The sequence below is a fragment of the Uliginosibacterium flavum genome (assembly GCF_040566545.1).
GTDB classification, from domain to species: Bacteria; Pseudomonadota; Gammaproteobacteria; order Burkholderiales; family Rhodocyclaceae; genus Uliginosibacterium; species Uliginosibacterium flavum.
In genome coordinates this window covers 15,640-39,187 of record NZ_JBEWZI010000017.1, presented here as the reverse complement: position 1 = coordinate 39,187, position 23,548 = coordinate 15,640, and the positions used below count along the sequence as shown (strand labels likewise).

Annotated in this window: 24 protein-coding genes; 19 read left to right on the top strand and 5 right to left on the bottom strand. The window is 60.9% G+C overall.

The features are described 5' to 3' along the window. Positions 1–111: 111 nt before the first annotated feature. The 3 genes from ABXR19_RS14845 to ABXR19_RS14835 all read left to right on the top strand — a co-directional run bounded on the left by ABXR19_RS14845 (position 112) and on the right by ABXR19_RS14835 (position 4,422). The gene (locus ABXR19_RS14845) at positions 112–1,626 is read left to right on the top strand and encodes a GDSL-type esterase/lipase family protein (RefSeq protein ID WP_354601921.1); all 1,515 of its coding nucleotides are present in this window, start codon (positions 112–114) and stop codon (positions 1,624–1,626) included. A gap of 449 nt (positions 1,627–2,075) precedes the next feature. Then, complete coding sequence (locus ABXR19_RS14840) at positions 2,076–3,548, top strand: NAD(P)H-hydrate dehydratase (protein ID WP_354601920.1); 1,473 nt, start codon at positions 2,076–2,078, stop codon at positions 3,546–3,548. A 4-nt stretch (positions 3,549–3,552) separates the two neighbouring features. After that, positions 3,553–4,422 (top strand): DMT family transporter, encoded by an 870-nt coding sequence (locus ABXR19_RS14835; RefSeq protein ID WP_354601919.1) that lies wholly within the window; start codon positions 3,553–3,555, stop codon positions 4,420–4,422. A 157-nt stretch (positions 4,423–4,579) separates the two neighbouring features. On the opposite strand, the gene ABXR19_RS14830 is transcribed toward ABXR19_RS14835, so the two are convergent. Beyond that, positions 4,580–4,720 carry a hypothetical protein gene (locus tag ABXR19_RS14830; protein ID WP_354601918.1) on the bottom strand — a complete coding sequence of 47 codons (141 nt, stop codon included), beginning with the start codon at positions 4,718–4,720 and terminating at the stop codon, positions 4,580–4,582. Positions 4,721–4,828: 108 nt separating this feature from the next. Here ABXR19_RS14830 and nadC point away from each other — a divergent pair, with 108 nt between their 5' ends. The 3 genes from nadC (at position 4,829) to ABXR19_RS14815 (ending at position 6,814) form a co-directional block, all read left to right on the top strand. After that, positions 4,829–5,680, top strand: coding sequence for a carboxylating nicotinate-nucleotide diphosphorylase (gene nadC / locus ABXR19_RS14825; RefSeq protein ID WP_354601917.1), 852 nt, complete (start codon positions 4,829–4,831; stop codon positions 5,678–5,680). Between the two features lie 29 nt (positions 5,681–5,709). Continuing rightward, complete coding sequence (locus tag ABXR19_RS14820; protein WP_354601916.1) at positions 5,710–5,847, top strand: hypothetical protein; 138 nt, start codon at positions 5,710–5,712, stop codon at positions 5,845–5,847. A 70-nt stretch (positions 5,848–5,917) separates the two neighbouring features. Continuing rightward, entirely contained in the window at positions 5,918–6,814 is an 897-nt protein-coding gene (locus ABXR19_RS14815; RefSeq protein ID WP_354601915.1) for a Dyp-type peroxidase, read from the top strand. A 132-nt stretch (positions 6,815–6,946) separates the two neighbouring features. Here ABXR19_RS14815 and ABXR19_RS14810 read toward each other — a convergent pair whose 3' ends face one another. Beyond that, positions 6,947–8,581: a methyl-accepting chemotaxis protein gene (locus ABXR19_RS14810; RefSeq protein WP_354601914.1), complete on the bottom strand. Its 1,635-nt coding sequence runs from the start codon at positions 8,579–8,581 to the stop codon at positions 6,947–6,949. Positions 8,582–8,874: 293 nt separating this feature from the next. Here ABXR19_RS14810 and ABXR19_RS14805 point away from each other — a divergent pair, with 293 nt between their 5' ends. Continuing rightward, entirely contained in the window at positions 8,875–9,234 is a 360-nt protein-coding gene (locus ABXR19_RS14805) for a hypothetical protein (protein ID WP_354601913.1), read from the top strand. A 345-nt stretch (positions 9,235–9,579) separates the two neighbouring features. Here ABXR19_RS14805 and ABXR19_RS14800 read toward each other — a convergent pair whose 3' ends face one another. Continuing rightward, positions 9,580–12,321: an Rne/Rng family ribonuclease gene (locus ABXR19_RS14800; protein WP_354601912.1), complete on the bottom strand. Its 2,742-nt coding sequence runs from the start codon at positions 12,319–12,321 to the stop codon at positions 9,580–9,582. Positions 12,322–12,814: 493 nt separating this feature from the next. Here ABXR19_RS14800 and ABXR19_RS14795 point away from each other — a divergent pair, with 493 nt between their 5' ends. Genes ABXR19_RS14795 through ABXR19_RS14780 form a run of 4 tightly spaced genes read left to right on the top strand, consistent with a single transcriptional unit; the run spans position 12,815 to position 15,733 of the window. Then, the gene (locus ABXR19_RS14795; RefSeq protein ID WP_354601911.1) at positions 12,815–13,801 is read left to right on the top strand and encodes an RluA family pseudouridine synthase; all 987 of its coding nucleotides are present in this window, start codon (positions 12,815–12,817) and stop codon (positions 13,799–13,801) included. Further along, positions 13,801–14,463 carry an HAD family hydrolase gene (locus tag ABXR19_RS14790; protein ID WP_354601910.1) on the top strand — a complete coding sequence of 221 codons (663 nt, stop codon included), beginning with the start codon at positions 13,801–13,803 and terminating at the stop codon, positions 14,461–14,463. The genes ABXR19_RS14795 and ABXR19_RS14790 overlap by 1 nt, the downstream gene beginning before the upstream one ends. Further along, positions 14,451–14,792, top strand: a complete 342-nt coding sequence (locus tag ABXR19_RS14785; protein WP_354601909.1) for a Rieske (2Fe-2S) protein — start codon at positions 14,451–14,453, stop codon at positions 14,790–14,792. The genes ABXR19_RS14790 and ABXR19_RS14785 overlap by 13 nt, the downstream gene beginning before the upstream one ends. After that, positions 14,789–15,733, top strand: a complete 945-nt coding sequence (locus tag ABXR19_RS14780; RefSeq protein WP_354601908.1) for a S49 family peptidase — start codon at positions 14,789–14,791, stop codon at positions 15,731–15,733. Before ABXR19_RS14785 ends, ABXR19_RS14780 begins: the two co-directional genes overlap by 4 nt. A 129-nt stretch (positions 15,734–15,862) precedes the next feature. Here ABXR19_RS14780 and ABXR19_RS14775 read toward each other — a convergent pair whose 3' ends face one another. Next, a complete protein-coding gene (locus ABXR19_RS14775; RefSeq protein WP_354601907.1) occupies positions 15,863–16,573 on the bottom strand; it encodes an SAM-dependent methyltransferase in 711 nt (236 codons plus the stop codon). Next, the gene (locus ABXR19_RS14770; RefSeq protein ID WP_354601906.1) at positions 16,570–17,154 is read right to left on the bottom strand and encodes a Maf family protein; all 585 of its coding nucleotides are present in this window, start codon (positions 17,152–17,154) and stop codon (positions 16,570–16,572) included. The genes ABXR19_RS14775 and ABXR19_RS14770 overlap by 4 nt, the downstream gene beginning before the upstream one ends. An 83-nt stretch (positions 17,155–17,237) precedes the next feature. Between ABXR19_RS14770 and ABXR19_RS14765 the strand changes: the two genes are divergently transcribed. The 8 genes from ABXR19_RS14765 to fabF all read left to right on the top strand — a co-directional run bounded on the left by ABXR19_RS14765 (position 17,238) and on the right by fabF (position 23,509). Further along, entirely contained in the window at positions 17,238–17,735 is a 498-nt protein-coding gene (locus ABXR19_RS14765; protein WP_354601905.1) for a YceD family protein, read from the top strand. Between the two features lie 43 nt (positions 17,736–17,778). After that, positions 17,779–17,958, top strand: a complete 180-nt coding sequence (gene rpmF / locus ABXR19_RS14760) for a 50S ribosomal protein L32 (protein WP_354601904.1) — start codon at positions 17,779–17,781, stop codon at positions 17,956–17,958. A gap of 194 nt (positions 17,959–18,152) precedes the next feature. Beyond that, positions 18,153–19,196: a phosphate acyltransferase PlsX gene (gene plsX, locus ABXR19_RS14755; protein ID WP_354601903.1), complete on the top strand. Its 1,044-nt coding sequence runs from the start codon at positions 18,153–18,155 to the stop codon at positions 19,194–19,196. Then, on the top strand, positions 19,193–20,158 hold the full coding sequence (locus ABXR19_RS14750; protein WP_354601902.1) for a beta-ketoacyl-ACP synthase III: 966 nt from the start codon (positions 19,193–19,195) through the stop codon (positions 20,156–20,158). The genes plsX and ABXR19_RS14750 overlap by 4 nt, the downstream gene beginning before the upstream one ends. Positions 20,159–20,181: 23 nt before the next feature. Next, positions 20,182–21,129: an ACP S-malonyltransferase gene (gene fabD / locus ABXR19_RS14745; RefSeq protein WP_354601901.1), complete on the top strand. Its 948-nt coding sequence runs from the start codon at positions 20,182–20,184 to the stop codon at positions 21,127–21,129. Positions 21,130–21,139: 10 nt separating this feature from the next. Next, complete coding sequence (gene fabG, locus ABXR19_RS14740; RefSeq protein ID WP_435594331.1) at positions 21,140–21,886, top strand: 3-oxoacyl-ACP reductase FabG; 747 nt, start codon at positions 21,140–21,142, stop codon at positions 21,884–21,886. Between the two features lie 109 nt (positions 21,887–21,995). Next, a complete protein-coding gene (gene acpP / locus ABXR19_RS14735) occupies positions 21,996–22,235 on the top strand; it encodes an acyl carrier protein (RefSeq protein ID WP_354601899.1) in 240 nt (79 codons plus the stop codon). A gap of 35 nt (positions 22,236–22,270) precedes the next feature. Beyond that, positions 22,271–23,509, top strand: a complete 1,239-nt coding sequence (gene fabF / locus ABXR19_RS14730; protein WP_354601898.1) for a beta-ketoacyl-ACP synthase II — start codon at positions 22,271–22,273, stop codon at positions 23,507–23,509. Positions 23,510–23,548: the final 39 nt, after the last annotated feature.

Sequence of the window (23,548 nt, the reverse complement as noted above, 5' to 3'; positions counted from 1 at the left end):
GTTTTGTGCTTCCATGGGTGGCGCGATTCTACCTGTGAAAGCTTTGCAGGAAGCCCTGCGCGGGGTGTGGACTATTGTCACTTGGGGCCTGGGGCGCTTATCCTCGCCGCCATGTCCGAAGCCCAATCCCCGTTGCATCGCCTGTCCGGCCTGATCGCCAGTTCCTGCGCCGGCGCCCATGCCAGCGTGCGCATTGTCGATGTCGAGGGGCGATCCGTGACCACGCAGGCCGATGCGCAGGGCGTGTATGCGCTGGATTTGCCGCCGCTGCGCGCACCGCTGCTGATTTCAGCCTGTCTGCCGGCTTTTTCGGCGAACGTCGCTGATGGCGATGCGGCCTGTGCGCCCTGGGCGCGCAGTCTGGCGGCGCTTGTGCCGGCGCTGGAGGCCGGGGCGAGTTCGCTGGCGCATGTGAATGCCCTGACCGACTGGATCGTCTCCGGCGTGGCGCAGGGCTTGGGCTTTCGCGGGCCGCAGGGGCTGGTCGAGCAGGGCAGCAGTGCTGGTGTGACGCTGGCGGCCATTGCCCAAGCCCGCGAGAATCTGCAGCCCCTGATCCGCCCGGCATTGCTTGAACTCGGCCTTGGCGATGCCGACTTCGATCCGGTCAGTGTGCCGATGCGCGTGCAGTGTGGGCCGGTTGCGGCGGCACTGGATCTGCTGGTGCTTAACCGCGGCTTTCACAATGACACTGGCCTGCCCGGCGCGACCCTGCTGTTCGATGCGGATTACCGTTTTATCGGCCGCGTTGATGCGCACAGCGCGCCGGAGCCGCTGGATCTGCAACATGCGCGTCGGGCGCGCGCTCGCCAGCGCGATCCGGCGACGACGCGGCTTTTCATCGTGGGGGATTCGACGGCGGCGAATTACGAGCGTGCGCGCTTTCCGCGTACCGGCTGGGGGCAGGTGCTGGGTGAGGTTTTCCGACCGGAAGTGCAGGTCGTGAACGCGGCCAAGGCCGGGCGCAGTTCGCGCAGCTTCTTCCGTCAGGCCTATCTGGCGCAGCTCGCGCCGTTGATGCGGCCCGGCGATTACCTGTTCATCAACTTTGGCCATAACGATCAGAGTGCCGACGCGGCGCGCCCGGTGCGCGGTGCGGCGGATCTCGCCCATCTGGCGACTTATCCGGATGATGCCGTGGGCCATCCGCAGTATCCCGCAGGCCGGCCGGAACTGGCTTTCCGTCACTCGCTGGAGCGCTACATTGCCGCGGCGCGGGCGCTGGGCGTGATCCCGGTGTTGCTGACGATGACGGCGCGCATCCGGCCGACGTTTCCGTTGGGGCCGACCCACCGCACCGTACAGGGCGCTCAGACGGATTACGCCTTCGTCGGCGATTACGCGCAGACCGTGCGCAACACCGCGCAGGCCAATGCCGTGCCGCTGATCGACCTGGAAGCCCTGACGATCCAGCTCGCCAACACGAATCTCGATGGCTGGCAGGACTACTGGCTGGCGGTCGATCCGGCCGAACATCCCTGGTATGCCACGCAGAGCACTGGCACGCTGAGCAAACCGGATCTGAGCCATTTCCAGTTCAAGGGCGCGCAGTGGCTGGCGCGCAGCATTGCCGATGAAGTCCGGCGCTGGCCGGAATTGGCGCCGCTGGCGGGCTTGCTGGTGTAAAAAAATCGCAAGTCGCAAGTCGCAAGTCGCAAGTCGCAAGTCGCAAGTCGCAAGTCGCAAGTCGCGAACCGTGCAGGCTTTCCCCTTTGTAAAAGGGGGATTGAGGGGTGGGGTGGGTTTGTCTCCTCGATGCATGAAATCCAATCCTCCCTCGCCCTCCTTTTGCAAAGGAGGGAATGTTCTGGCCCCACCTTGCCGTTCGCGATTTTTGGGGCGCCTGCCCGCATAGCCCCATCCAGCCTGCCTCTACAGCCTGCCTTGCTGAAGACGTCCATCCAGAAAGGCTCTTCAGATAGGTGCTGTTTTTTACCGCCAGAGCGGGCAAGGCGTGCGGGTCTGCGACTCACGACTTGCGACTTGCGACTTGCGCATTTGATTTGTCCGCTTGCGGCTGGGCGCCGAAACCGCCAAGCTGAATGTTCTGATGCATCCTTGTTGAGGCCAGCCTGATGGCTTTTTCGCCCGCCCTGCCGATTCTGCGTTGCCGCGATGTGCGTGCCATCGAGGCCGCGCAGCTGGAGGCGCAGCCTCCGCTGATGGAGCGCGCCGGTCTGGCTGCGGCCGGCTGGGTGGAGGAATTGCTGGCGTGCAGTCCGGGCTGCGTGCTGGTGCTGGCCGGGCCGGGCAACAACGGTGGCGACGGCTTCGTGCTGGCACGCGAGCTGCGTCGTCAAGGCATCGAAGTCGTGCTGGTCAGCGCTGCCAAAGTCGCAAAGCTTCCACCCGATGCGGCAATCGCACGCCAAAGCTGGCTGGATGCTGGCGGCCAGATCCTGCCGGATTTCATCGGCACGCAATGGGCGCTGGTCGTCGATGCCTTGTTCGGCATCGGCTTGACCCGGCCCATTGATGGCTTGCATGCCGACTGGATTGCGCGTCTGAACGCCTTGAGCTGCCCGCGTCTCGCGCTGGATATTCCCTCGGGTCTGAATGCCGATACCGGTGCGCTGATCGGCCCTTGCGTGCAGGCCACGCATACGGCGAGTTTCATTGCGCTCAAGCCCGGTTTGCTGACGCTCGACGGGCCGGACTATTGCGGTCAGGTTCGCGTTTTCGATCTCGATCTGCCGTTGCCGCAGGCGATGGGCCGCGAGATCAGTCCGGCCTGCTTCACCGATCACCTGCTGCCGCGTCGGCGCAACACGCACAAGGGCCAGTTCGGTGCGGTTGGCGTCGTGGGTGGCGCGGCCGGCATGCAGGGCGCGGCACTGCTGGCGGCGCGCGCGGCGCTCCATCTGGGGCCGGGCAAAGTCTTTCTTGGCTTGTTGGATGCGGCAGGGGCGGGCGTGGATGTGGCGTATCCCGAAATCATGTGGCGTAGTCCTGCTGATCTGTTTCTGCTTGTCAGCGCGCTGGTCATCGGGCCGGGGCTGGGCAAGGGCGAGGCGGCCAGTGTGCATGTGCGCCGCGTGCTGGGCTTTACCAGGCCCTTGTTGATTGATGCCGATGGCCTGAACTTGCTGGCGGCTGAGCCGGCTTTGCTGGGCGTATTGGCTGGGCGCGCCGGGGCAAGCGTGCTGACGCCGCATCCGGCCGAGGCGGCACGCCTGCTGCAGACTTCCGTGGCGCAGGTGCAGGCCGATCGCGTCAGCACAGCCTGCGAACTGGCGCGGCGCACTCAGGCCATTGTCGTATTGAAGGGCTGTGGCAGCATCGTGGCGACGCCCGACGGGCGCTGGTTCATCAATAGTTCCGGCAACAGCGGCATGGCCAGTGGCGGCATGGGCGATGTGCTCAGCGGTTTGATTGCCGCGCTGTTGGCGCAAGGCTGGCCGGCGCTGGAGGCCACGCTATGCGGCGTGCATCTGCATGGCGCAGCGGCGGATCAGCTCGCCACGCAAGGTGTCGGGCCGGTCGGCCTGACGGCGGGCGAAACCATTCTGGCCGCAAGGCATCTTTTCAACTTCTGGATCACTCCCTGAATCAATGGCAGCTCCCCATCCCCTGCGTGGCATCGCCCTGTTTGCCAGCGCCGTCTTCCTGTTTGCTTGTCTCGACACCACCATCAAGCACCTGACGCAAAACTTCAGCGTGCCGCTGATCGCCTTCGTGCGTTATTTCGTGCATCTCATGCTGATGCTGGCGATTGTGGTGCCGCGCCACGGTCTGAAGATGGCACGTGCCGGCCGACCGGGTCTGGTAATCCTGCGCGCCCTGTGTCTGGTGTTGATGACGCTGCTGATGATGCAGGGGCTGAAGCGGCTGCCGTTGGCCGAGGCAACCGCCATCAGTTTCGTGGCGCCCTTGCTGGTGGTGCTGCTGGCGCGCCCGCTGCTCGGCGAGCGCATCGGTCTCGTGCGTCTGCTGGCGGTCTTGTGTGGTTTTGGCGGAGTCTTGCTGGTGGCGCGCCCCGGCGGATCGCTGGATCTGGCTGGTGTGTTGTTCGTGCTGGTGGCTGCCTTATGTGGCACGGCCTATCAGTTGCTGTCGCGCGTGCTGGTGGGCAGCGAGAGCACGCTGACTTTGCTGTTTTACGTGGCGCTGGCCGGCGCGGTGTGCTTCGGTACGACGCTGCCCTGGGTGTGGCACGGGCCGATGCCGGGTTGGGGCGATGCCTTGCTGATGCTCAGCCTGGGCGTAACCGGCGGCCTGGGCCATTACCTGTTTACCCACGCGTATCACGATGCACCGGCCTCGCTGCTGGCGCCGTTTTCCTACCTGCAGCTGCTGTGGGCCGGTCTGCTTGGCTGGTTGGTGTTTGATCGTGTGCCGGACCATCTGACCCTGTTCGGGATGGGCGTCATCGCCGTGGCGGGTGTGGTGGTGGCGGTGCAGCAGCAGCGTAAATCAGGTTGAGCGAAGCCTGTCTGTAAAGCCGCACTCAGCTTTGTTCTTTGCAATGCATACTGCAAGACGCAAGCTGCGTGCGGCTCTTCAGCCTATTCCTCGAAAGGGTGCGGCCGGCGCCGGGAAGGTTTAGTGCCTGGCCGGTGAAACTTCAACGCCTCACGCCTCACCCAATCGGGTAGTTGCGCAGAATCGCGTGTTTCTTCTGGTTAATGTCGCGGACGTACCAGTAAACCAGCGTGGCGAGCAGAATAGCAGCCAGAAGAGCGCCCAGACTGACGCTCAGGATCGTGGTGATTTCGTTCATGCTGCGCCTTCGCCGTGTACAATCACCGGGACATGATAGCCCGCCGGATCGTAGCGATTACCGGACACAGAGGCACATTTGCAACTGATTCGTAACAGGGATAAAAAGATGAACCGATTCTCCGAACAGCTGCGCATCGAGATCCTGCGCTCCGTCGCCCAGGCGCTGGCTGAAGACGTTGGTACGGGCGACCTGACTGCCCAGCTCATTTCCGATAATTCCAGCGCGCGTGGCCGCGTGATCACCCGCGAAGACGCGGTTCTTTGCGGCACAGCCTGGTTTGATGCCGTATTCCAGATGCTTGATCCCGAGTCCTCGGTGATCTGGCACGCCAAGGATGGCGATCACGTCACGGCCGGGCAGAATCTGTGCGACATCTTTGCCTCGGCCCGCGCGCTGCTCACTGCCGAGCGCACCGCGCTGAACTTCCTGCAGATGCTCTCCGGGACGGCGACCATCACGGCGCAATACGTGGCCGCCGTAGCCGGCACCAATGCGGATATCGTGGATACGCGCAAAACCCTGCCCGGCCTGCGCCTGGCCCAGAAATTTGCGGTCAAGACCGGCGGTGGTGTCAATCACCGCATTGGTCTTTATGACGGCATCCTGATCAAGGAAAATCACATCATCGCAGCTGACGGTATCGCCAAGGCCATGAAACAGGCGCAGGCGCTGGCCTCGCCAAACGTCTTCATCGAAGTCGAGGTCGAAGATCTGGTGCAGCTAGAAGAGGCGCTGGCGTGTGGTGCCCGCCTGGTCCTGCTGGACAACATGGATGCCGACGAAATGCGGGCCGCCGTGAAGCTCACCGCTGGCCGGGCGGAGCTCGAAGCTTCGGGCGGCGTGAGTCTGGAACGCGTGCGCGAAATTGCCGAAACCGGCGTGGATCGCATCTCGGTTGGCGCCTTGACCAAAGATGTGCGCGCGATTGACCTGTCTTTGCGCCATATCGAAGAATAAGAATTACAGATTGCCGGGAGGAGAAACGTATGTGGTTTGCCCTGTATTACGTCGTTGCCATCGTGGTGTTGATCCTGCACTTCACCGGCTTTCTGGCTCGTCGCAATCTTGAGTGGCTGCTGTACGTGCTGGCGTTGACAGTCTTTCCGGCGGTGTGGTTTCTCTGAGCTGGGTCAGTGGATGATTGAGCTCTTCGCCTAGAATCTTCTGACAAGATTCTGGTGAAAAGGTCCTTTCATGAGTAGCACCCAATCCGATGCCCAGCCGGGCATCCTGGCGCCCGTCCCGCAGGCCGGGCGTTTTCTTTCCTTTGTCTTGCTTGGTTCCGCGATGGAGGCTGGCGCAGCCTTGCAGGCCGTGCGTGAGGCCTGCGATCCGGACTATCTGGTGCTGGGCATTGGCCAGTCGCTGGCGCTCGCCCTGGGGCACGAAATCCCCGGCCTGCGTCCTTTCCCGACTCACGTCCTTGCCGGGTTTGAATTGCCTTCTACGCCTGCAGCCCTCTGGTGCTGGCTGAGCGGCGCGGATCCGGGCGAGGTGCTGCTCGCCGCGCGCAAGCTGGAAGCCTTGCTGATACCGGCTTTCAGCCTCACAGACAGTGTGAATGCCTTCAAGCATGGCAGCGGGCGTGACCTTACCGGCTATGAAGACGGCACCGAAAATCCGCAGGACGAGGCGGCGATTGTCGCAGCGGTGGTCTGTGGTGTGGGCGAGGGTTTTGATGGCGGCAGCTATGTCGCCGTGCAGCAGTGGCGCCACGATTTTGCGAAGTTCGATGCCATGAGCCCGCAGGCGCAGGATCACAGCGTCGGCCGACGCAAGAGTGACAACGAAGAGCTTGATGACGCGCCCGAGAGCGCCCACGTCAAACGCACCGCGCAGGAAAGTTTCACGCCCGAAGCCTTCGTCGTGCGCCGCTCCATGCCCTGGGCCGAAGCGGGCGAGGCCGGTCTGGTCTTCGTCGCTTTCGGCCATTCACTCGATGCATTCGAGGCCCAGTTGAAGCGCATGGTTGGCGCCGAAGACGGGATTGTCGATGCGCTGTTCCGCTTCACCCGGCCGATGACGGGGGCCTACTTCTGGTGCCCGCCATTGCGTGCAGGGCGACTGGATTTGTCGGCGCTGGGCTTGTGAGCAAAGAAGCGCACGCGGGGGCGTGATGGCCCCCGCGTTTCGCCCGGAAAGGATCCGGTTTTGTCAAAAAAGCTGCTGTGTGTCTGCCCGAAGAGCCGCGCGCAGCGGGCCTCTCCGGGTGACCCGGGGCGCTCAAACCCTGAAGCGGCTCACGGACGTATGCAGGGAGTGGGCCAGCCCTTCGAGCTGGCGGGCGGTTTCGGCGGAGCCGGCAACCGCCTGGCTGGTTTCTTCGACCATCATTGCAATACGTTCCACCTGCTGCGCAATGCTGTTGCTGGCCAGGCCTTGTTCGCGGGTGGCGTCGGCCACCTCGCGGATGCGCCCCAGCGTGCCTTCTGCACCATTACGCATTTCGCGTAGTGACTGTGCGGCAGCCTCGGCCGAGGCTACGCCGGAGCGGGCTTGTGGTACGGCGGATTCCATGACGCTGACGGCCTCGCGCGTTTCGGTCTGAATGGTGGTGACCATGCCGGTAATGTCGGCAGTGGCCTGAGTCGTGCGCTCGGCGAGCTTGCGGACCTCGTCGGCCACGACTGCGAAGCCCCGGCCCTGTTCGCCAGCGCGTGCGGCTTCGATGGCGGCATTGAGCGCCAGCAGATTGGTTTGGGCAGCGATTTCCTTGATCACATTGGCTATCGAACCGATTTCGTCGGTGCGCTTGACCAGCCCGCCGATGCGCTCGCCCGCCTGGCTGACGGTGGCGGAAATGTCGGAGATTACGCTGACGGCGCCGACTGCACGTTTCTCGCCCTCTGCACCCAGTTCTGTGGCGAGTTTAGATTCTGTTTCCGTTTGCTGGGCGCTGTCTGCAATGTGATTGACAGCCACCGTCATTTCTTCGATGCCGGCCGCCATGGAACTGGTGGCGTCAGATTGCTGCAGGGCGGCTTCGGACACTTGCTGGGCGCTTTGTGCGACTTTGCTGGCATTCGAACTGAGTTCGGTCGACGAGGCGTGAATGTCGCGGATCAGCACTCCCAAACCTTCCAGCATGATTTTGAGTTTTGCCAGAACGCTGCTGGCATCACCTTTCACCGGGAAGCGGGTGTTCAGATCCCCGTTGGCGGCGTGTTGCATGATCTCCATCAGTTGCGCAGGTTCGCCGCCGAGCTGGCGGACGATGCTGCGCGCGGCCAGACCGCCGATCACGCCGGCCAGCAGCAGAGCCAGCACTCCGACCAGCGCGTAGCGTAGCGCTTGGCGCCGCAGTACGGCATTCACGTCATCCACGTAGACGCCGGTGCCGACGATCCATTGCCAACCGGGCACTGCGGCCACATAGGCCAGTTTGGGGTGGGCTTCGGTCTGGCCGGCACGTGGGAATACGTAGTTGATGTAGCCTGCGCCCGGCCCTTTGGCCGTACTGACAATGCTGTCCCAGAGTTTGAAGCCGGCAGCGTCGGTTTTGCCGAGCATGTTCTGGCCTTCAATTTTCGGACTGCCGGCGACCATTACGCCATTGCCCTCGAAATCGTAGATGAAGAAGTAGTCGCCGCTGGCAAAACGCAGCGGGCGCAAGGCCTCCATGGCCTGTTTCTGTGCTTCGGCGCGTGGCAGTTTGCCGTCGGCCTCAAGTTTCTGGTAATTGCCGATGATGCCGTTGGCGGCTTCTACCAGATGTTTGATGCGTTCCTGATGACCGTTCATGGCGGCATTGCGCGACTCGATCAAGGCGAAGCTTGCGAGCACCAGCAGACCGAGCAGCGCGGCAGCAATGACTAATGCGAGGCGGGTGCGTACGTGCAGTTTTTCAAGTGAAATCATGGGCTTCTCCGCTCAGGCTGCCATAGGGGTTGTTGTCCTTTTACGGCTTTCTGAAGCCCAAGTTGAGGGTAAGGACATTTTCTGCTTGGCTGTTGATCAGGCGAGCTGTGCTGAGCCGCATCCGGCAAGGATTACAGGCTGGGATGCTTGAAGAAGACCGCCCGTAGAGCCTGTGCGGGCAGGTGGCTTGTACAGCAAGGCTGGGGGCGGCTCTTCGGGCAGGCTTTTTCAGCTCGCGATGGTGCTGGGGAAACGGATAAACTCCGGCGAACCTATACGGCAGGAGTTTGCCAATGAGTCATGTGAAATCGTGCGAAGTCAGCCTCGCCATCAAGCCCACCGAAGAGCTCTTCAAGGCCCTGGATGCGCTGCGTAATGCGTGGAAAAGTGATCCCGCGACGCTACCTAAAGGTTTGAGCTGTTCCGAATCCAATGAAGGGCAGTTCGTGCTGGTTGCCGCCGAATCCTCCTTTGTGACCCTGCCAGGCGCCTGTGTCATCAAGGGGATTGGCGCGATCGAGCTGGCGGGTGAGGGGCCGGTGTTTGAAGATGGTGCCAACTCCAAGTCCCTGATCCTCAAGGCTATGCCGGAGGGCTGGAAGTTCTCGGTCAAGTTCGTGCCGCCGATAGTGCGCGAGCGGAATGTGAAGTAACAGGGACGGCTATTGCGGCGTCCCGGTTTTCTCTTCGTTTGCTGACGCAGCCCGGCACGCCATGTGCGATGCCTGCGATTCTGACTAACTGGCTCTGAGCATCGGTCAGTCTCCGCTGCTCATCCTGGGGCGGGAGATTTCCGACCTGTGCACTTTCCTGACGTCCGTCGTTGCCGAGTTTGAGGAGGCCTGCGCTGCGGGGGCGATTGTTGCTGTGGGCGTGGGTTTTGATGGCGGCTGCGCTGTCGCCGTGCAGTAGTAGACCCACTGTTTTGCCAAGGGGCCGCCCATGAAAAAAAGGCCGCCACTCAAAGAGTGGCAGCCTTTTGTCTGGATGCCCGCGACTTAGTCGCGAGTTTCAACTTGCTCCAGCGGGACATCTACTGCGGCGACGCGTGGCTTGCGACGACGCGGAGCGGGTGCGGGAGCCGACTCTTGCACCGGGGCTGGTGCGACAGCATTGGCGGCCGTTTCAACCATTTGCAGTTCCGCTTCCTGAGCCGCGAGCAGGGCTTGCAGATCCACTTGCGGACCCCTTGGCTTCGGGGCTGCTACAGGAGCTGGAGCTGGAGCCGGTGTCGCCTCGGGCACTGGGATCGGAGCTGCAGCGAGTGCGGCTGCGACCGGCGCGGGCTGGACTTCTTCAGCCACGATTGCCGGAGCGGCAGGCGCAGCCTTGATCTCCACGGGGGCTGCTTGCACGGCCACGACCGGCGCGGCTTCCACGATAGGGCTTGTTACGACAGGCGCTGCAACTGCTGCAGGTGCTTCAACCGCGGAGTCGAAGGCGAGCGTAGCTTGCGGTGCACCGTCCATGACAGCCACTTCACCGTTCGGAGTGGCTTCACCTTCGGGACGGCGCTCACCGCCACGGCCACGGCCACGACGATTGCGACGGTTGCGGCTTTCGCCACGGCCTTCGGCGTTACGCGCTTCGCCTTCACCTTCGCCAGCAGCGGTGGTGATGGTTTCGTCAGTCACGGCTGCGGCTTGTTCCTGCACGGCAGCGGGAACGGCTACGTCACGTTGCGGACGCGGATTGCGCTCGCTGCGCTCGCTGCGCTCGCCCCGTTCGCGTTGTGGCTTGGCTGTGGCTTCGCTGCGCTCGGTCTTTTCGCCGCGCTCTGGGCGTGTGCGTTCACCTTGTTCGCTCTTGTTGCGTTCCGGACGATCACCGCGATTGCGCTCGTTGCGAGCGCCGCGTTCGCTGGACTGTTCGTCGCGCGGCTTGCTGCCTTCCTTGCGCTCCTGACCTTGTTCGGCGTTGCGCGGACCTTTGCGCTCACCACCGCGCGGCTGACGGCCGTCACGACGCGGCTCGCTGCTGCGTGGGCGGCTCGGGGCGGGAGCGGGTGCGGCCGGTGCTGCCGGCTCGCCACCGAGCCAGTCCATCAGGCGACGGAACAGGCTCTTGGTTTCGCCTGACTTCGCGGCAGCCTTGCTGGAACGTGGTTCGCGCGGCTCGACGATCGGAGCTGGCTGGTCGGGTGTGACGCCCTTGATGGCGGCTTCCTGGCGCAGCGGCTTCGCTTCGGTCTGTGCCGAGGGCGGCGTGTAAGAGGCTTCGGAAGGCATGGCCGCCATCTTGTAGCTCGGCAGGTGGCCTTCTTCCAGATTCAGCTGGTCGTGACGCAGGCGCACGATTTCGTGGGCGGGCGTTTCCAGATGACGATTCGGGATGATCAGCAGGTTAACCTTGTGGCGCAGTTCGATCTTGGCGATGTCATCACGCTTCTCGTTGAGCAGGAAGGTGGCGACGTCAACCGGAACCTGGGTGTGCAGGGCGCCGGTGTTTTCCTTCATCGACTCTTCTTCGAGGATGCGCAGGATGTGCAGCGCAGCCGATTCGGTCGAGCGGATGTGGCCCGTGCCGGTACAGCGCGGGCAAGTGATGTAGCTGGTCTCGGCCAGGGCCGGACGCAGACGCTGACGCGACAGTTCGAGCAGGCCGAAACGGCTGATCTTGCCCGTCTGGACGCGGGCACGGTCGAAACGCAGCGCATCGCGCAGGCGGTTTTCGACTTCGCGCTGGTTGCGCGGGTTTTCCATGTCGATAAAGTCGATGACGATCAGGCCACCCAAGTCGCGCAGGCGCAACTGGCGGGCTACTTCGTCGGCGGCTTCAAGATTGGTGCGCAGCGCGGTGTCTTCGATGTCCGTACCACGTGTGGCGCGGCCCGAGTTGACGTCGACAGACACGAGGGCTTCGGTGTGGTCGATGACGATGGCGCCGCCCGAGGGCAGATTGACCTGGCGGCCATAGGCCGACTCGATCTGGTGTTCGATCTGGAAACGCGAGAACAGCGGCACGTCGTCGTGATAGCGCTTGACGCGATGCACGTTGGCCGGCATCACCGTACCCATGAAGGCCTTGGCCTGCTCATAGATCTCGTCGGTATCGATGAGGATTTCGCCGATTTCAGCATGGAAGTAATCGCGCACGGCGCGGATCACCAGGCTGCCTTCCTGATAGATCAGGAAAGCGCCATTCTGAGCCTTGGCCGCGCCATCAATGGCGGTCCACAGTTGCATCAGGTAGTTCAAGTCCCACTGCAGCTCTTCGGCATTGCGGCCGATGGCTGCGGTGCGGGCGATCAGGCTCATGCCGCCGGGCACTTCGAGGCCGTCCATGACTTCGCGCAGTTCTGCACGGTCGTCACCCTCGACGCGGCGCGAAACGCCACCGCCACGCGGGTTGTTGGGCATCAGCACCAGATACCGGCCGGCCAGCGAGACGTAGGTCGTCAGGGCTGCGCCCTTGTTGCCGCGCTCTTCCTTCTCGACCTGGACGATGATTTCCTGGCCTTCACGCAGCGCTTCCTTGATGGAAGCACGGCTATCCACGCCTTCGCGGAAATAGGATTTGGAGACTTCCTTGAAGGGCAGGAAGCCATGGCGCTCTTCGCCATAGTCAATAAAGGCGGCTTCGAGGCTGGGCTCGATGCGCGTGATCACACCTTTATAGATGTTGCTCTTGCGTTGTTCCTTGGAGGCCGATTCGATGTCCAGGTCAATCAGTTTCTGACCATCAACAATCGCAACGCGGAGTTCCTCGGCCTGCGTTGCATTGAAAAGCATGCGTTTCATAGTTCTTCTCCCGCGCGCTCCTGCGGGCAGGGCAAACCACCGCCTCTCCCTTGCGGGATCGGCGGGTAACTCAACTTGTGGTGAACAATACTTTCATGTGTTCCTGCAAGGAGTGAATCGGGTTTGCCTTACGACACCCTGAGCCGCGTAAGCGGTGCTCAAGGCGTTCCAGTCTGGTTCGCGTTCGCGCGCAATATGGGTCGATCAATCAAATGGTTTGGGATACCATCGACCGTTTTCTCCGGTCGATCGGTGTGTTCGCGGCGCTTGTAGCGCAGGTGGGCGGGTGGCCGGTTCAGCCGAACCTGATCTGTAACCTGCGCGCCGGATAACTCTACGGCGCCAACCGCTGCCGACTGGAGCGTGCGAAGCCAAAAGGCCTGGGACGCTTCAAACATGCCGGAGGGGCGGTACAGACAGGACGGGCAAACCGTGCAACACGGACGACCCACGGGACAAAACCCGCGAAACCGCTGCAGTATATTTGAAACTTATGACTTTAGGCAAAACACCCATTTCATCTACCCAGACAGCCCATTCCGTTCGTCGTGTCCTGATTGGCGAGGAGGATGCCGGACAGCGTATCGACAATTTCCTCCTGCGCGAATGCAAAGGCGTGCCGAAAAGCCATATCTACCGGGTATTGCGCAGCGGCGAGGTGCGCGTCAATAGCGGCCGGATCAGCCAGACCTATCGTCTGCAGACCGGCGACGAAGTGCGGATTCCGCCCATTCGGGTAGCCGAGAAAGCACCGGCTCCCGAGCAGGGCGCGGTGCAGCGTCACGCGTTCAAAGTGGTGTTCGAGGATGAGGCGCTGCTGGTGATCGACAAGCCGGCTGGCCTGGCGGTGCATGGCGGCAGCGGCTTGAGTTTCGGCGTGATCGAGTTGCTGCGCAGCCAGCGCCCGGAGGCCAAGTTTCTTGAATTGGCGCATCGGCTGGATCGTGAAACCTCCGGCTTGCTGATCATCGGCAAGAAGCGTTCGGCGCTGACGGCAGTGCAGGATGCGATGCGCCAGGGCAACATGGAAAAACGCTATCTGGCGATGGCTAACGGGCGCTGGATGAATCCGCTGCAGCACATCAAGACCGCGTTGTATAAATATCTGACGGAAGATGGCGAACGGCGCGTGATGGTGCGCGAGGATGGAAAGGCGTCGCACAGTATTGTGCGTCTGGTGCAGCGCTGGGAGCGTTACAGTCTGGTCGAGGTGGAGCTTAAGACCGGGCGCACTCATCAGATCCGCGTGCACATGCAGTCGCAAGGTTTTCCGCTGCTGGGTGATGACAAATATGGCGATTTCGCTTTGAACAAGACCCTGGCGCGCGAGGGCTTGCCGCGCATGTTCCTGCACGCAGCTTTGCTGCGGCTGCAGCATCCGCTGACGGGCGAAATGCTGGAGCTGCGGGCGCCCTTGCCCCCGGAATTGGCGAGTTTTGTGAGCGCGGTCGATGCTGTGCAGAAGAGGGATTTTGGTTGATGGTGAATACCCGGAATTTTGACCTGATCGTATTCGATTGGGACGGCACTTTGATGGACTCCACGGCCTTGATTGTCGATTCCATTCAGGCCGCCTGCGCCGATCTGGGCTTGCCGATTCCGTCGCGCGAGCGTGCGGCGCATGTCATCGGCCTGAGCTTGCACGATGCCTTGCAGTACGCGGTGCCCGGTCTGGATGAGGCGGCCTGCCAAGCGCTGGCCGAGCGCTACCGGCACCATTATCTGGCGCGTGATCACGCTACGGTTTTGTTCGAGGGCGTACGCGAATTGCTGGAGCATTTGCGTGCGCAGGGTTATCAGTTGGCAGTCGCGACCGGCAAGGCGCGCCGGGGCTTGGCCCGCGTGCTGGCGCACAGCGGACTGGAGCCGATGTTTCATGCGACGCGCTGTGCGGATGAGAGTTTCTCCAAGCCACATCCGGCCATGTTGCAGGAGCTGATGGATGAGCTGTTCGTGACGCCCGAACGCACGCTGATGATCGGCGACACCACGCATGATCTGCTGATGGGGCGGAATGCGGGAACGGCGACGCTGGCGATGACTTATGGTGCGCATCCGCAGGCTGAATTGGCCGCACAGCAGCCGCTGGCATTGCTTGATTCGATTGCGGGCTTGCGCGAGTGGTTGGCATGTCACGGCTGATCTGCGCGTCCGCTGAATTGCCGGATGGCGGTGATGGTCTGCGCTTCATGGTGGATACTGCGAACGGCGCGCAAGCCGCCTTTGTGCTGCGCTGGCGCGGAGAGGTGTTTGCCTATCTGAATCAGTGCGCGCATGTGGCGCTTGAACTTGACTGGAATCCCGGTAAATTTCTGGATGCCGACGGCGAATTCCTGATTTGCGCCGCGCATGGAGCGCTGTATCAACCGGATTCAGGTGTGTGTGTAAGCGGCCCGTGCCGGGGAAAGTCCCTGCCGCGACTGGCCGTCAGTGAGCAGAACGGCAATATTTATCTTGAGGCGCAAACATGAATGAGACAAATGAAGCAGGCTGGGAACGCAAGGTGATCGAACAGTTGGCGATGGAGAGCCTGAAAGAGGCGCGGCGCAAGCGGCGCTGGGGCATCTTCTTCCGGGCTCTGGGCTTTCTCTATTTTGCGGTGGTGATCTTCCTTTTCATGCGCGGTGGCGAGGGGAGCGCAACGATCGATGGCGCCGAGCATACTGCCATGGTGGACATGGAGGGGGTGATTGGCGCCAGTGGCGACGTCAAGGCCGAGGAAACCATCCAGGCTTTGCGGGCCGCATTCGAGGCCAAGACTTCCAAAGGCATTGTGTTGCGGATCAACAGCCCCGGCGGCAGTCCGGTGCAGGCCGGCATGATCAATGATGAAATTCGCCGCTTGCGCGCCAAGCACCCCACCAAGCCGGTCTATGCGGTGGTTGAGGATGTTTGCGCTTCGGGTGGTTATTACATTGCGGTGGCTGCCGACAAGATTTACGTCGACAAGGCCAGTATCGTCGGTTCGATTGGCGTGCGTATGGACGGTTTCGGCTTCACGGGTACGATGGAGAAGCTGGGGGTCGAGCGGCGCAGCATTACTGCGGGCGACAATAAGGCTTTTCTTGATCCCTTTACGGCACAGAACCCCAAGCACATCGAGTTTGCCAAAGGCATGCTGGCTGAAATTCACCAGCAGTTCATTGACGTGGTACGGCAAGGCCGTGGCACGCGTCTGAAGGAAACCCCCGAGATGTTCTCTGGCCTGTTCTGGAGCGGCGCCAAGAGTATCGAGCTGGGTCTGGCGGATGAGTTCGGGACGCTGGATTCTGTGGCGCGCGACGTGATCAAGGCCGCAGAGGTGCGCGACTATACCAAGCACGACAATATTGCCGAGCGACTTGCCAAGCGCTTTGGCGCAGGCGTGTCCGCCAGTGTGGTGCAGGAACTGAATCAGATTAGCGTTAAATAAGGCGATGCCTGAATAGCCGCTCAGGGCGGACTTCTTCAGGCGGTGCCTTCGTACAGGCTTGTGTATCAAGCCTGTGCAGGCATGCTGCTTGAAGAGCCTTGCTGGGGGCGGCTCTACAGCATGCCTTGTTTAAATGGCCAGCAGCAGGAAAACCGTGGGCTGCCGATCCAGATCGGGCAGCCCGCTTTTTTTCCAGCCAGTTGCGCTGCGCGTGGCGATCCATTCGCTCGGGGTGCTCAGGCTGCGCGCCACACAGATCAGCGTGCTGGGCGCGCAGGCGTCGAGCAGGCTGGCGAGCATGGCGGTGTTGCGATACGGCGTCTCGATGAAAAGCTGAGTGCGCTGCAGCTTCGCGGATTCGCGTTCGAGTTGCTTGATGGCGAGCACGCGCTCGTCGGGCTTTTGCGGCAGGTAACCGTGAAAGGCGAAGCTCTGGCCGTCCAGCCCGGACGCCATCAGCGCCAGCAGCAGCGAAGAGGGGCCGACGTGCGGGATGACGCGGATGTCTTGTTCGTGTGCGCGGCGCACGATCAGCGAGCCGGGGTCGGCGACAGCCGGGCAGCCGGCTTCAGAGACGAGGCCGCCATCGCGCCCGGCGAGAATCGGGGCTAGCAGGAGGTCGATGGCCTGGGCGTCGAGCCGGGCGGGGAGTTCGTGAATCTCTGCTTCCTGAATCGGACGACTGTAGCCGAGGCGCTTGAGTTCAGAGCGGGCCGTTTTGGCGCGTTCCGCGATGAAATAGTCGAGCGCGTCGAATTGACTCAGTACTTTGGCGGGATGGGTCGCCGCTGGTTCGGAATGACCCAGACCGACGGGAAGCAGGTGAAGTACGCCACTCATGGGACTTGCACGCCTTCTGCGCGCAGCATGCGGGCCAGCGCGATCAGCGGCAGGCCGATCAGGGCGGTGGGGTCGTCGCCGCGCATGTAGTCGAGCAAGCTGATGCCGAGGCCTTCGGATTTGGCGCTGCCGGCGCAGTCCAGAGGTTGTTCGCGTTGTACGTAACGAATGATTTCGGCTTCGGATAGTGGACGGAAGCGTGCTTCGGTCGGTACACCTTCGAGTTGAAACTGGCCGCTGGCACTGTTGTAAAGGCATACGGCGGTGTGAAAGACGATGGCCTTGCCACTCATGGCCTGCAGCTGGGCGATGGCGCGTGCTTCGGTGCCGGGCTTGTCGAAGCGTTCTTCGCCTCGGTGGGCCACTTGATCGCTGCCGATAATCAGGGCGTTCGGGTAATCGGCGGCAACGGCTTTGGCTTTTTCAAGCGCGAGGCGCTCGGCCGTCGCGACCGGGCTTTCTCCGGGTTGTGGCGTTTCGTCGAGCTCGGGGCGGGCGGTTTCAAAGGGGATGCCGAAGCGTTCCAGGAGCTGCTTGCGATAAATCGAGGTTGAGGCGAGAACGAGGCGGGCTGCGGTCATGGGGATAAATTGCGGTCTATCCGCTTGCGTAAGGCGGGATAGTCTTTGACAGGGAGAGCCAAAAATAATAGCATTGCCGGCCCATGTCGCACCAGACGCAAGTTATTCCTGATCCTTTTGAGTTCGCACGGCGCAGAAATACGCTGAACGGCGAGGTTGATGCACGCAGTTTGCCCAGGTTGGCGGCTGAGGTGCAAGGGGTGACGGCGCAGCCTGTGAGCTACGAATTACTGGGCTCGCAGGTCGATGATCAATGCTTCATCGCGATTTCGGCTTCGGCTTCGCTGATCATGCAGTGCCAGCGCTGTTTGGGCGACGTGTGTTGCGAAGTAGAGGTGGACTCCCGTTTGCTGCTGGTTCCCAAGGGCGAAGCAATGCCCGACGAGGATCTGGAAGTCGATGATTTTGATCCGGTACATGCGGCTCATGATTTCGATGTGTTGAATGCGTTAGAAGAAGAGTTGTTGTTGGCCCTGCCGCTGGCGCCAACGCATGACGACTGTAGTGTGCCGGCGGCAAAGGAAAATGGCGACGACCGCTCGCCGTTTGCGCTGCTCAAAAGTCTCAAGACCAAGAGCTAGCGCGAATCGTAACGATTGAATTTGAAGCTTTAAGGAGCAAGAAATGGCTGTTCAACAGAACAAGAAGTCGCCTTCCAAGCGCGGCATGCATCGTTCCCATGATTTTCTGACCGGCCCGGCGCTGGCCGTCGAACCGACAACTGGTGAAGTGCATCTGCGTCACCACGTGTCGGCGTCCGGCTTCTATCGTGGCAAGAAAGTCACCAAGGCTAAAGGCGAGTAATTCGCCCTTCGCATGAGCATGGCGCAAGTGTTGATTTTTCGCCTTGCGCCAGCCAGTTTTGGCGCTTTTGTGTATTCCTCGCGTGACGCCGCCAGTTCTGCTGCGGCGTATTCCAGCAGCCAAGCATCTGTCTGCAACCTGTTTCGTACGGGTCTGCAGATGTTTGCGCTCGCCTACTGCTTCTGTATTGCCTGATGCCTATTACCCTCGCGATTGATTGCATGGGCGGCGACCATGGTCCTTCAGTGACTATTCCCGCCGCTTTCCAGTTTTTGCGTGAAGACGCACAGGCCCGTGCTGTTCTGGTTGGTCTGCCTGAAGTCTTTGACGAGGCATTCCGCAAGTCGGCGACGGAGTTCGGCGAGCGTCTGATCGTGCGCACAGCTTCTGAAGTTGTTGAAATGGACGAGGCGCCCGCATCGGCGATGCGCGGCAAAAAAGACTCATCAATGCGTGTGGCGATTGATCTCGTCAAAAGTGGTGAGGCGACAGCCGCCGTGTCAGCGGGCAATACCGGTGCGCTGATGGCGATTTCACGCTTTGTCCTGAAGACCTTGCCCGGCATTGATCGGCCTGCGATTGCGACCATCATTCCGTCGATGAAGGGCCAGACCTACATGCTGGATCTGGGCGCCAATGTGGACTGCACCGCCGAGCATCTGCTGCAGTTCGCCATCATGGGTGCAATGCTGCTTGAGGCTGTCGAGCACAGCGAATCACCGACGGTGGGTTTGCTGAATATCGGCGAAGAAGACATCAAGGGCAATGAGGTGGTCAAACGCGCCGCCCAGTTGCTGCGCCAATCGGATTTGAACTTCTACGGCAACGTAGAGGGTAACGATATTTTCAAAGGCACGACGGATATCGTGGTGTGTGATGGCTTTGTGGGTAATGTTGCGCTGAAGTCGGCTGAAGGGCTGGCGCATATGATCACGAGCCTGTTGAGCCAGGAATTCAAACGCAACTTGCTGACTAAATTGATAGCCTTGATTGCGATGCCGGTGTTGCGTCGTTTCAAGCGCGTCTTTGATCCGAGTCGTTATAACGGAGCTACGCTGCTGGGCTTGCGCGGCGTGGTTGTCAAGAGTCACGGCTCGGCTGACCAGGTTGCCTATGTATGGGCGCTGCGCCGTGCCGCTGAAGCCGCGCGCCATAATCTGATCGAACGGATTGCGACGCGCATGCAAGCGGTGGCGATCAAGGCTGAGAATGCCGCCGGGGAGGGCGCAGCAGCATGATATTTTCGCGAATTGCCGGTACTGGCGGATTTGTGCCCGGTACTCCTGTAACGAATCAGGATCTGGTTAATCGTGGTGTGGATACCTCGGATGAATGGGTGTCCGAGCGTACCGGGATTCGCGCCCGTCATCTCGTGTCCGAGGGTGTAACGACCAGCCAGCTTGCCATTGAGGCGGCGCGGCGTGCGCTGGATGCTGCAGGTTTGACGGCCGCTGATATTGATCTGGTGATTGTGGCGACGACGACGCCGGATATGGTTTTTCCGAGTACTGCCTGTTTGGTGCAAAATGCGCTGGGCATGCCGTCAGGAGCTGCTGCATTCGATTTGCAGGCGGTTTGTAGTGGTTTCGTTTATGCACTGACCGTGGCGGACAAATTCATTCGTTCCGGCAGCCACAAACGCGCGCTGGTTATCGGTGCGGAAAGCTTGTCGCGGATTCTGGATTGGTCTGATCGCGGAACTTGCGTGTTGTTTGGTGATGGCGCCGGCGCGGTGGTTCTGATTGCGGATGAGACGCCCGGCATCCTTGCGAGCGCACTACACGCGGATGGTTCGCAGACCGGGATTCTGTCGGTTTCAGGCCAGATTTCAGGCGGAAGCGTGGTGGGTTGCCCCTTCATTCGCATGGATGGAACGGCGGTATTCAAGTTTGCCGTGCGCGTATTGAGTGAAGTTGCACTTGAGGTGCTGGAGCAGGCTGCTTTACCGCTTGAGCAGTTGGACTGGCTGATTCCCCATCAGGCAAATATCCGTATCATGCAGGCCACGGCGAAAAAGCTGGGCTTGTCGGCGGATCGCGTCGTGGTGACGGTAGATCGGCATGGCAATACTTCGTCGGCGTCCGTCCCCTTGGCGCTGGATGTAGCTGTCCGTGATGGTCGCATCAAGCCAGGTCAGACGGTCTTGCTTGAGGGCGTGGGCGGTGGTTTCACTTGGGGCGCGGTTCTTCTGCGTTACTGATCGATCCTTCGGGAGTTTGCTGAATGAGTGTTTCTGGTCAATTTGCAGTTGTGTTTCCGGGGCAGGGGTCTCAGGCCGTTGGCATGATGGCGTCTTTTGCCGACTCGGCCGTGGTGCGTAACACCTTCGCTGAAGCCTCTGAGGCGCTCGGGCAGGATTTGTGGGCTTTGGTTGCTGATGGTCCGGTTGAGGCCTTGTCGCAGACGGTCAATACCCAGCCTGTCATGTTGACGGCTGGGGTCGCTGTATGGCGCTCCTGGCGTGCGCAGGGCGGCGCTTTGCCGTCTCTGCTGGCAGGCCATAGTCTGGGGGAGTATGCGGCGCTGGTCGCGGCTGGCGTGCTGGATTTTTCTGATGCAGTGCGTCTGGTGCGTTTCCGTGCGCAAGCCATGCAAGAGGCCGTGCCGGCGGGTGAGGGCGGGATGGCCGCAATCCTGAGTCTGGCGCCGGAACTGGTGGCGCAGGCTTGTGCCGAAGCGGCTCAGGGACAGGTGGTGGGGGCTGCGAACCTTAATTCGCCGGTGCAGATCGTGATCGCTGGCCATGCGGCGGCGGTCGAACGCGCCATGGAAGCGTGCAAGGCTTTGGGCGCCAAACGTGCAGTGCCGCTGCCGGTAAGTGCGCCGTTTCATAGTGCATTGATGAAGCCCGCTGCGGACCGACTGGCCGAGCGACTGGCGTCGATCGAGTTTTCTGCGCCGACGATTCCCGTACTCAACAATGTTGACGTGAAGACCGAAACTGACCCTGCGGCAATTCGCGATGCGCTGGTGCGTCAAGCTTACAGTCCTGTGCGCTGGATCGAGACGGTCGAGGCAGTGACGGCGAGCGGAGCGGTTGGTGTACTTGAGTTCGGGCCGGGCAAGGTTCTGGCGGGACTGGTAAAACGTATTAACCCTGAATTGGCTGTAGAGGCTGTGGCTGATGCAGACGCGCTGGTGCGCGTGCTTGCACAATACCAACAGGTTTGAGGAGATAGTCTTGAAGACACTTGAAGGTCAGATCGCTCTGGTTACCGGAGCTAGCCGTGGAATTGGTCGTGCGATCGCGATGGAATTGGGTGCGCTGGGGGCGTCGGTGATCGGGACGGCTACCTCCGAGGATGGCGCGGCTGCAATCGGCGCTGCGCTGCAGGAGGCTGGAATCAAGGGCTGTGGTTTGGCGCTGAATGTGACCGATGCTGCTGCGAGCGAAGCCGCGATTGCACAAATTGAAAAAGATTTTGGCGTGGTGTCGATCCTGGTCAATAACGCCGGCATTACGCGTGACAATATCGCCATGCGCATGAAGGACGAAGAGTGGGATGCGGTGATGGATACCAATCTCAAGGCGGTTTTCCGCATGTCCCGCTTGGTCATGCGCGGCATGATGAAGGCGCGCAATGGTCGCATTATCAATATTACGTCAGTGGTTGGCAGTTCGGGTAACGCTGGGCAGGCGAACTACGCGGCCGCCAAAGCCGGGGTCAGTGGCATGACGCGTGCGCTGGCTCGCGAGTTGGGTAGCCGCAACATTACGGTTAATTGTGTGGCTCCGGGGTTTATTGATACGGACATGACGCGCGAGCTGCCGGATGCGCAGCGTGATATGTTGCAATCACAGATTGCGGTCGGCCGTCTGGGTCGTCCGGAAGAGATTTCTGCTGTAGTAGGGTTCCTGGCTTCGCCGGCTGCGAGCTACGTGACGGGGGCTACAATCCACGTCAATGGCGGAATGTATATGGCATAAAGTCGCCATACGATGGCGAACGGCGAGGTTGGCTGAAGTTATGGCCGATTTCTGTTAAAATGGGCAAGTTTTTCCCACCTATATACCGATTGTTGAGAAGGAGCGATTCATGGAAAACATCGAACAGCGCGTGCGCAAGATTGTTGCTGAGCAACTGGGCGCCAACGACGCCGATATCAAGAACGATTCATCGTTCGTTGACGACTTGGGTGCTGATTCCCTTGACACCGTCGAGCTGGTGATGGCCCTGGAAGAAGAGTTCGAGTGCGAAATTCCCGACGAAGAAGCCGAGAAAATCACTAACGTTCAGCAAGCGATTGACTACGTCAGCGCCCACCTGAAGGCTTGATCTGTTTTTGTAAATATTGCACCAAGGAGTGACCTTTGACGCGTCGCAGAGTTGTAGTGACTGGGCTCGGCATTATTTCGCCGGTCGGAAATACCGTTGCTTCCGCTTGGGATAGCATTGTCAATGGTCGCTCCGGCATCGACCGCGTAACGCGGTTCGATGCCAGTGTCTTGCCGACCCGGATTGCCGGTGAGGTAAAGGGCTTTGATGTGAGCGCCTATCTTTCGACGAAAGAGGCGCGGCGCTTCGACACCTTTATTCATTACGGCTTGGCCGCTGCCATGGATGCGATCAAGGATGCCGGCATCACTGAGCAGCCAAGCAATCCTGAGCGTATCGGCGTGTGTATTGGTTCTGGAATTGGCGGCTTGCCGTTGATCGAAGACACCATGAATGCCATTGCTGCAGGTGGTGCGCGCAAGATTTCCCCGTTTTTTGTGCCAGGCTCGATCATCAATATGATCTCTGGCGTGCTGTCGATCAATTACGGTTTTCAAGGCCCGAACTTCGCTGTCGTGAGTGCCTGTGCTTCCGGCAATCACGCGATTGGCGAGGCGCAGCGACTGATTGAATATGGCGACGCAGACATCATGATCGCTGGCGGTGCCGAGTCTACGGTGTCCTTGCTGGGCATGGGCGGCTTTTGTTCCGCCAAAGCCTTGTCTGTGCGCAACGATGATCCACAGACGGCGAGCCGTCCGTGGGATTCTGGCCGCGATGGTTTTGTGCTGGGCGAAGGTGCTGGCATTCTGGTGCTGGAAGAGTACGAACACGCCAAGGCGCGTGGTGCCAAAATTTATGCTGAAGTGGCGGGTTATGGCATGAGCTCGGACGCTTATCACGTGACAGCCCCGGCAGAGGGGGGTGAAGGTGCTGCGCGCAGCGTTGCCAATGCTTTGCGCAATAGCCGAATTGCTACGGATGAGGTTGATTACGTCAATGCTCACGGCACCTCGACTCCGTTGGGCGATATCGCTGAAACCATGGCCGCCAAACGTTGTTTTGGTGCGCATGCAAGCAAGCTGGCGATGAGCTCCACCAAGTCAATGACAGGTCACTTGTTAGGTGCGGCGGCGGGCGTTGAGGCGGTGTTTTCGGTGCTGGCAATTCGCGATCAGATCGCACCACCGACCATCAATCTGCACAATCCTGATCCGGCTTGTGATCTGGATTACGTGCCCAATGTGGCGCGGAATATGCCGATCAATGTTGTTGTCTCCAATTCCTTCGGTTTTGGTGGAACCAACAGCACGCTGGTTTTCCGTAAAATCTGAGCCTGACTCAGGCCGCCTGTGACGATGTCGCAAGTGGCT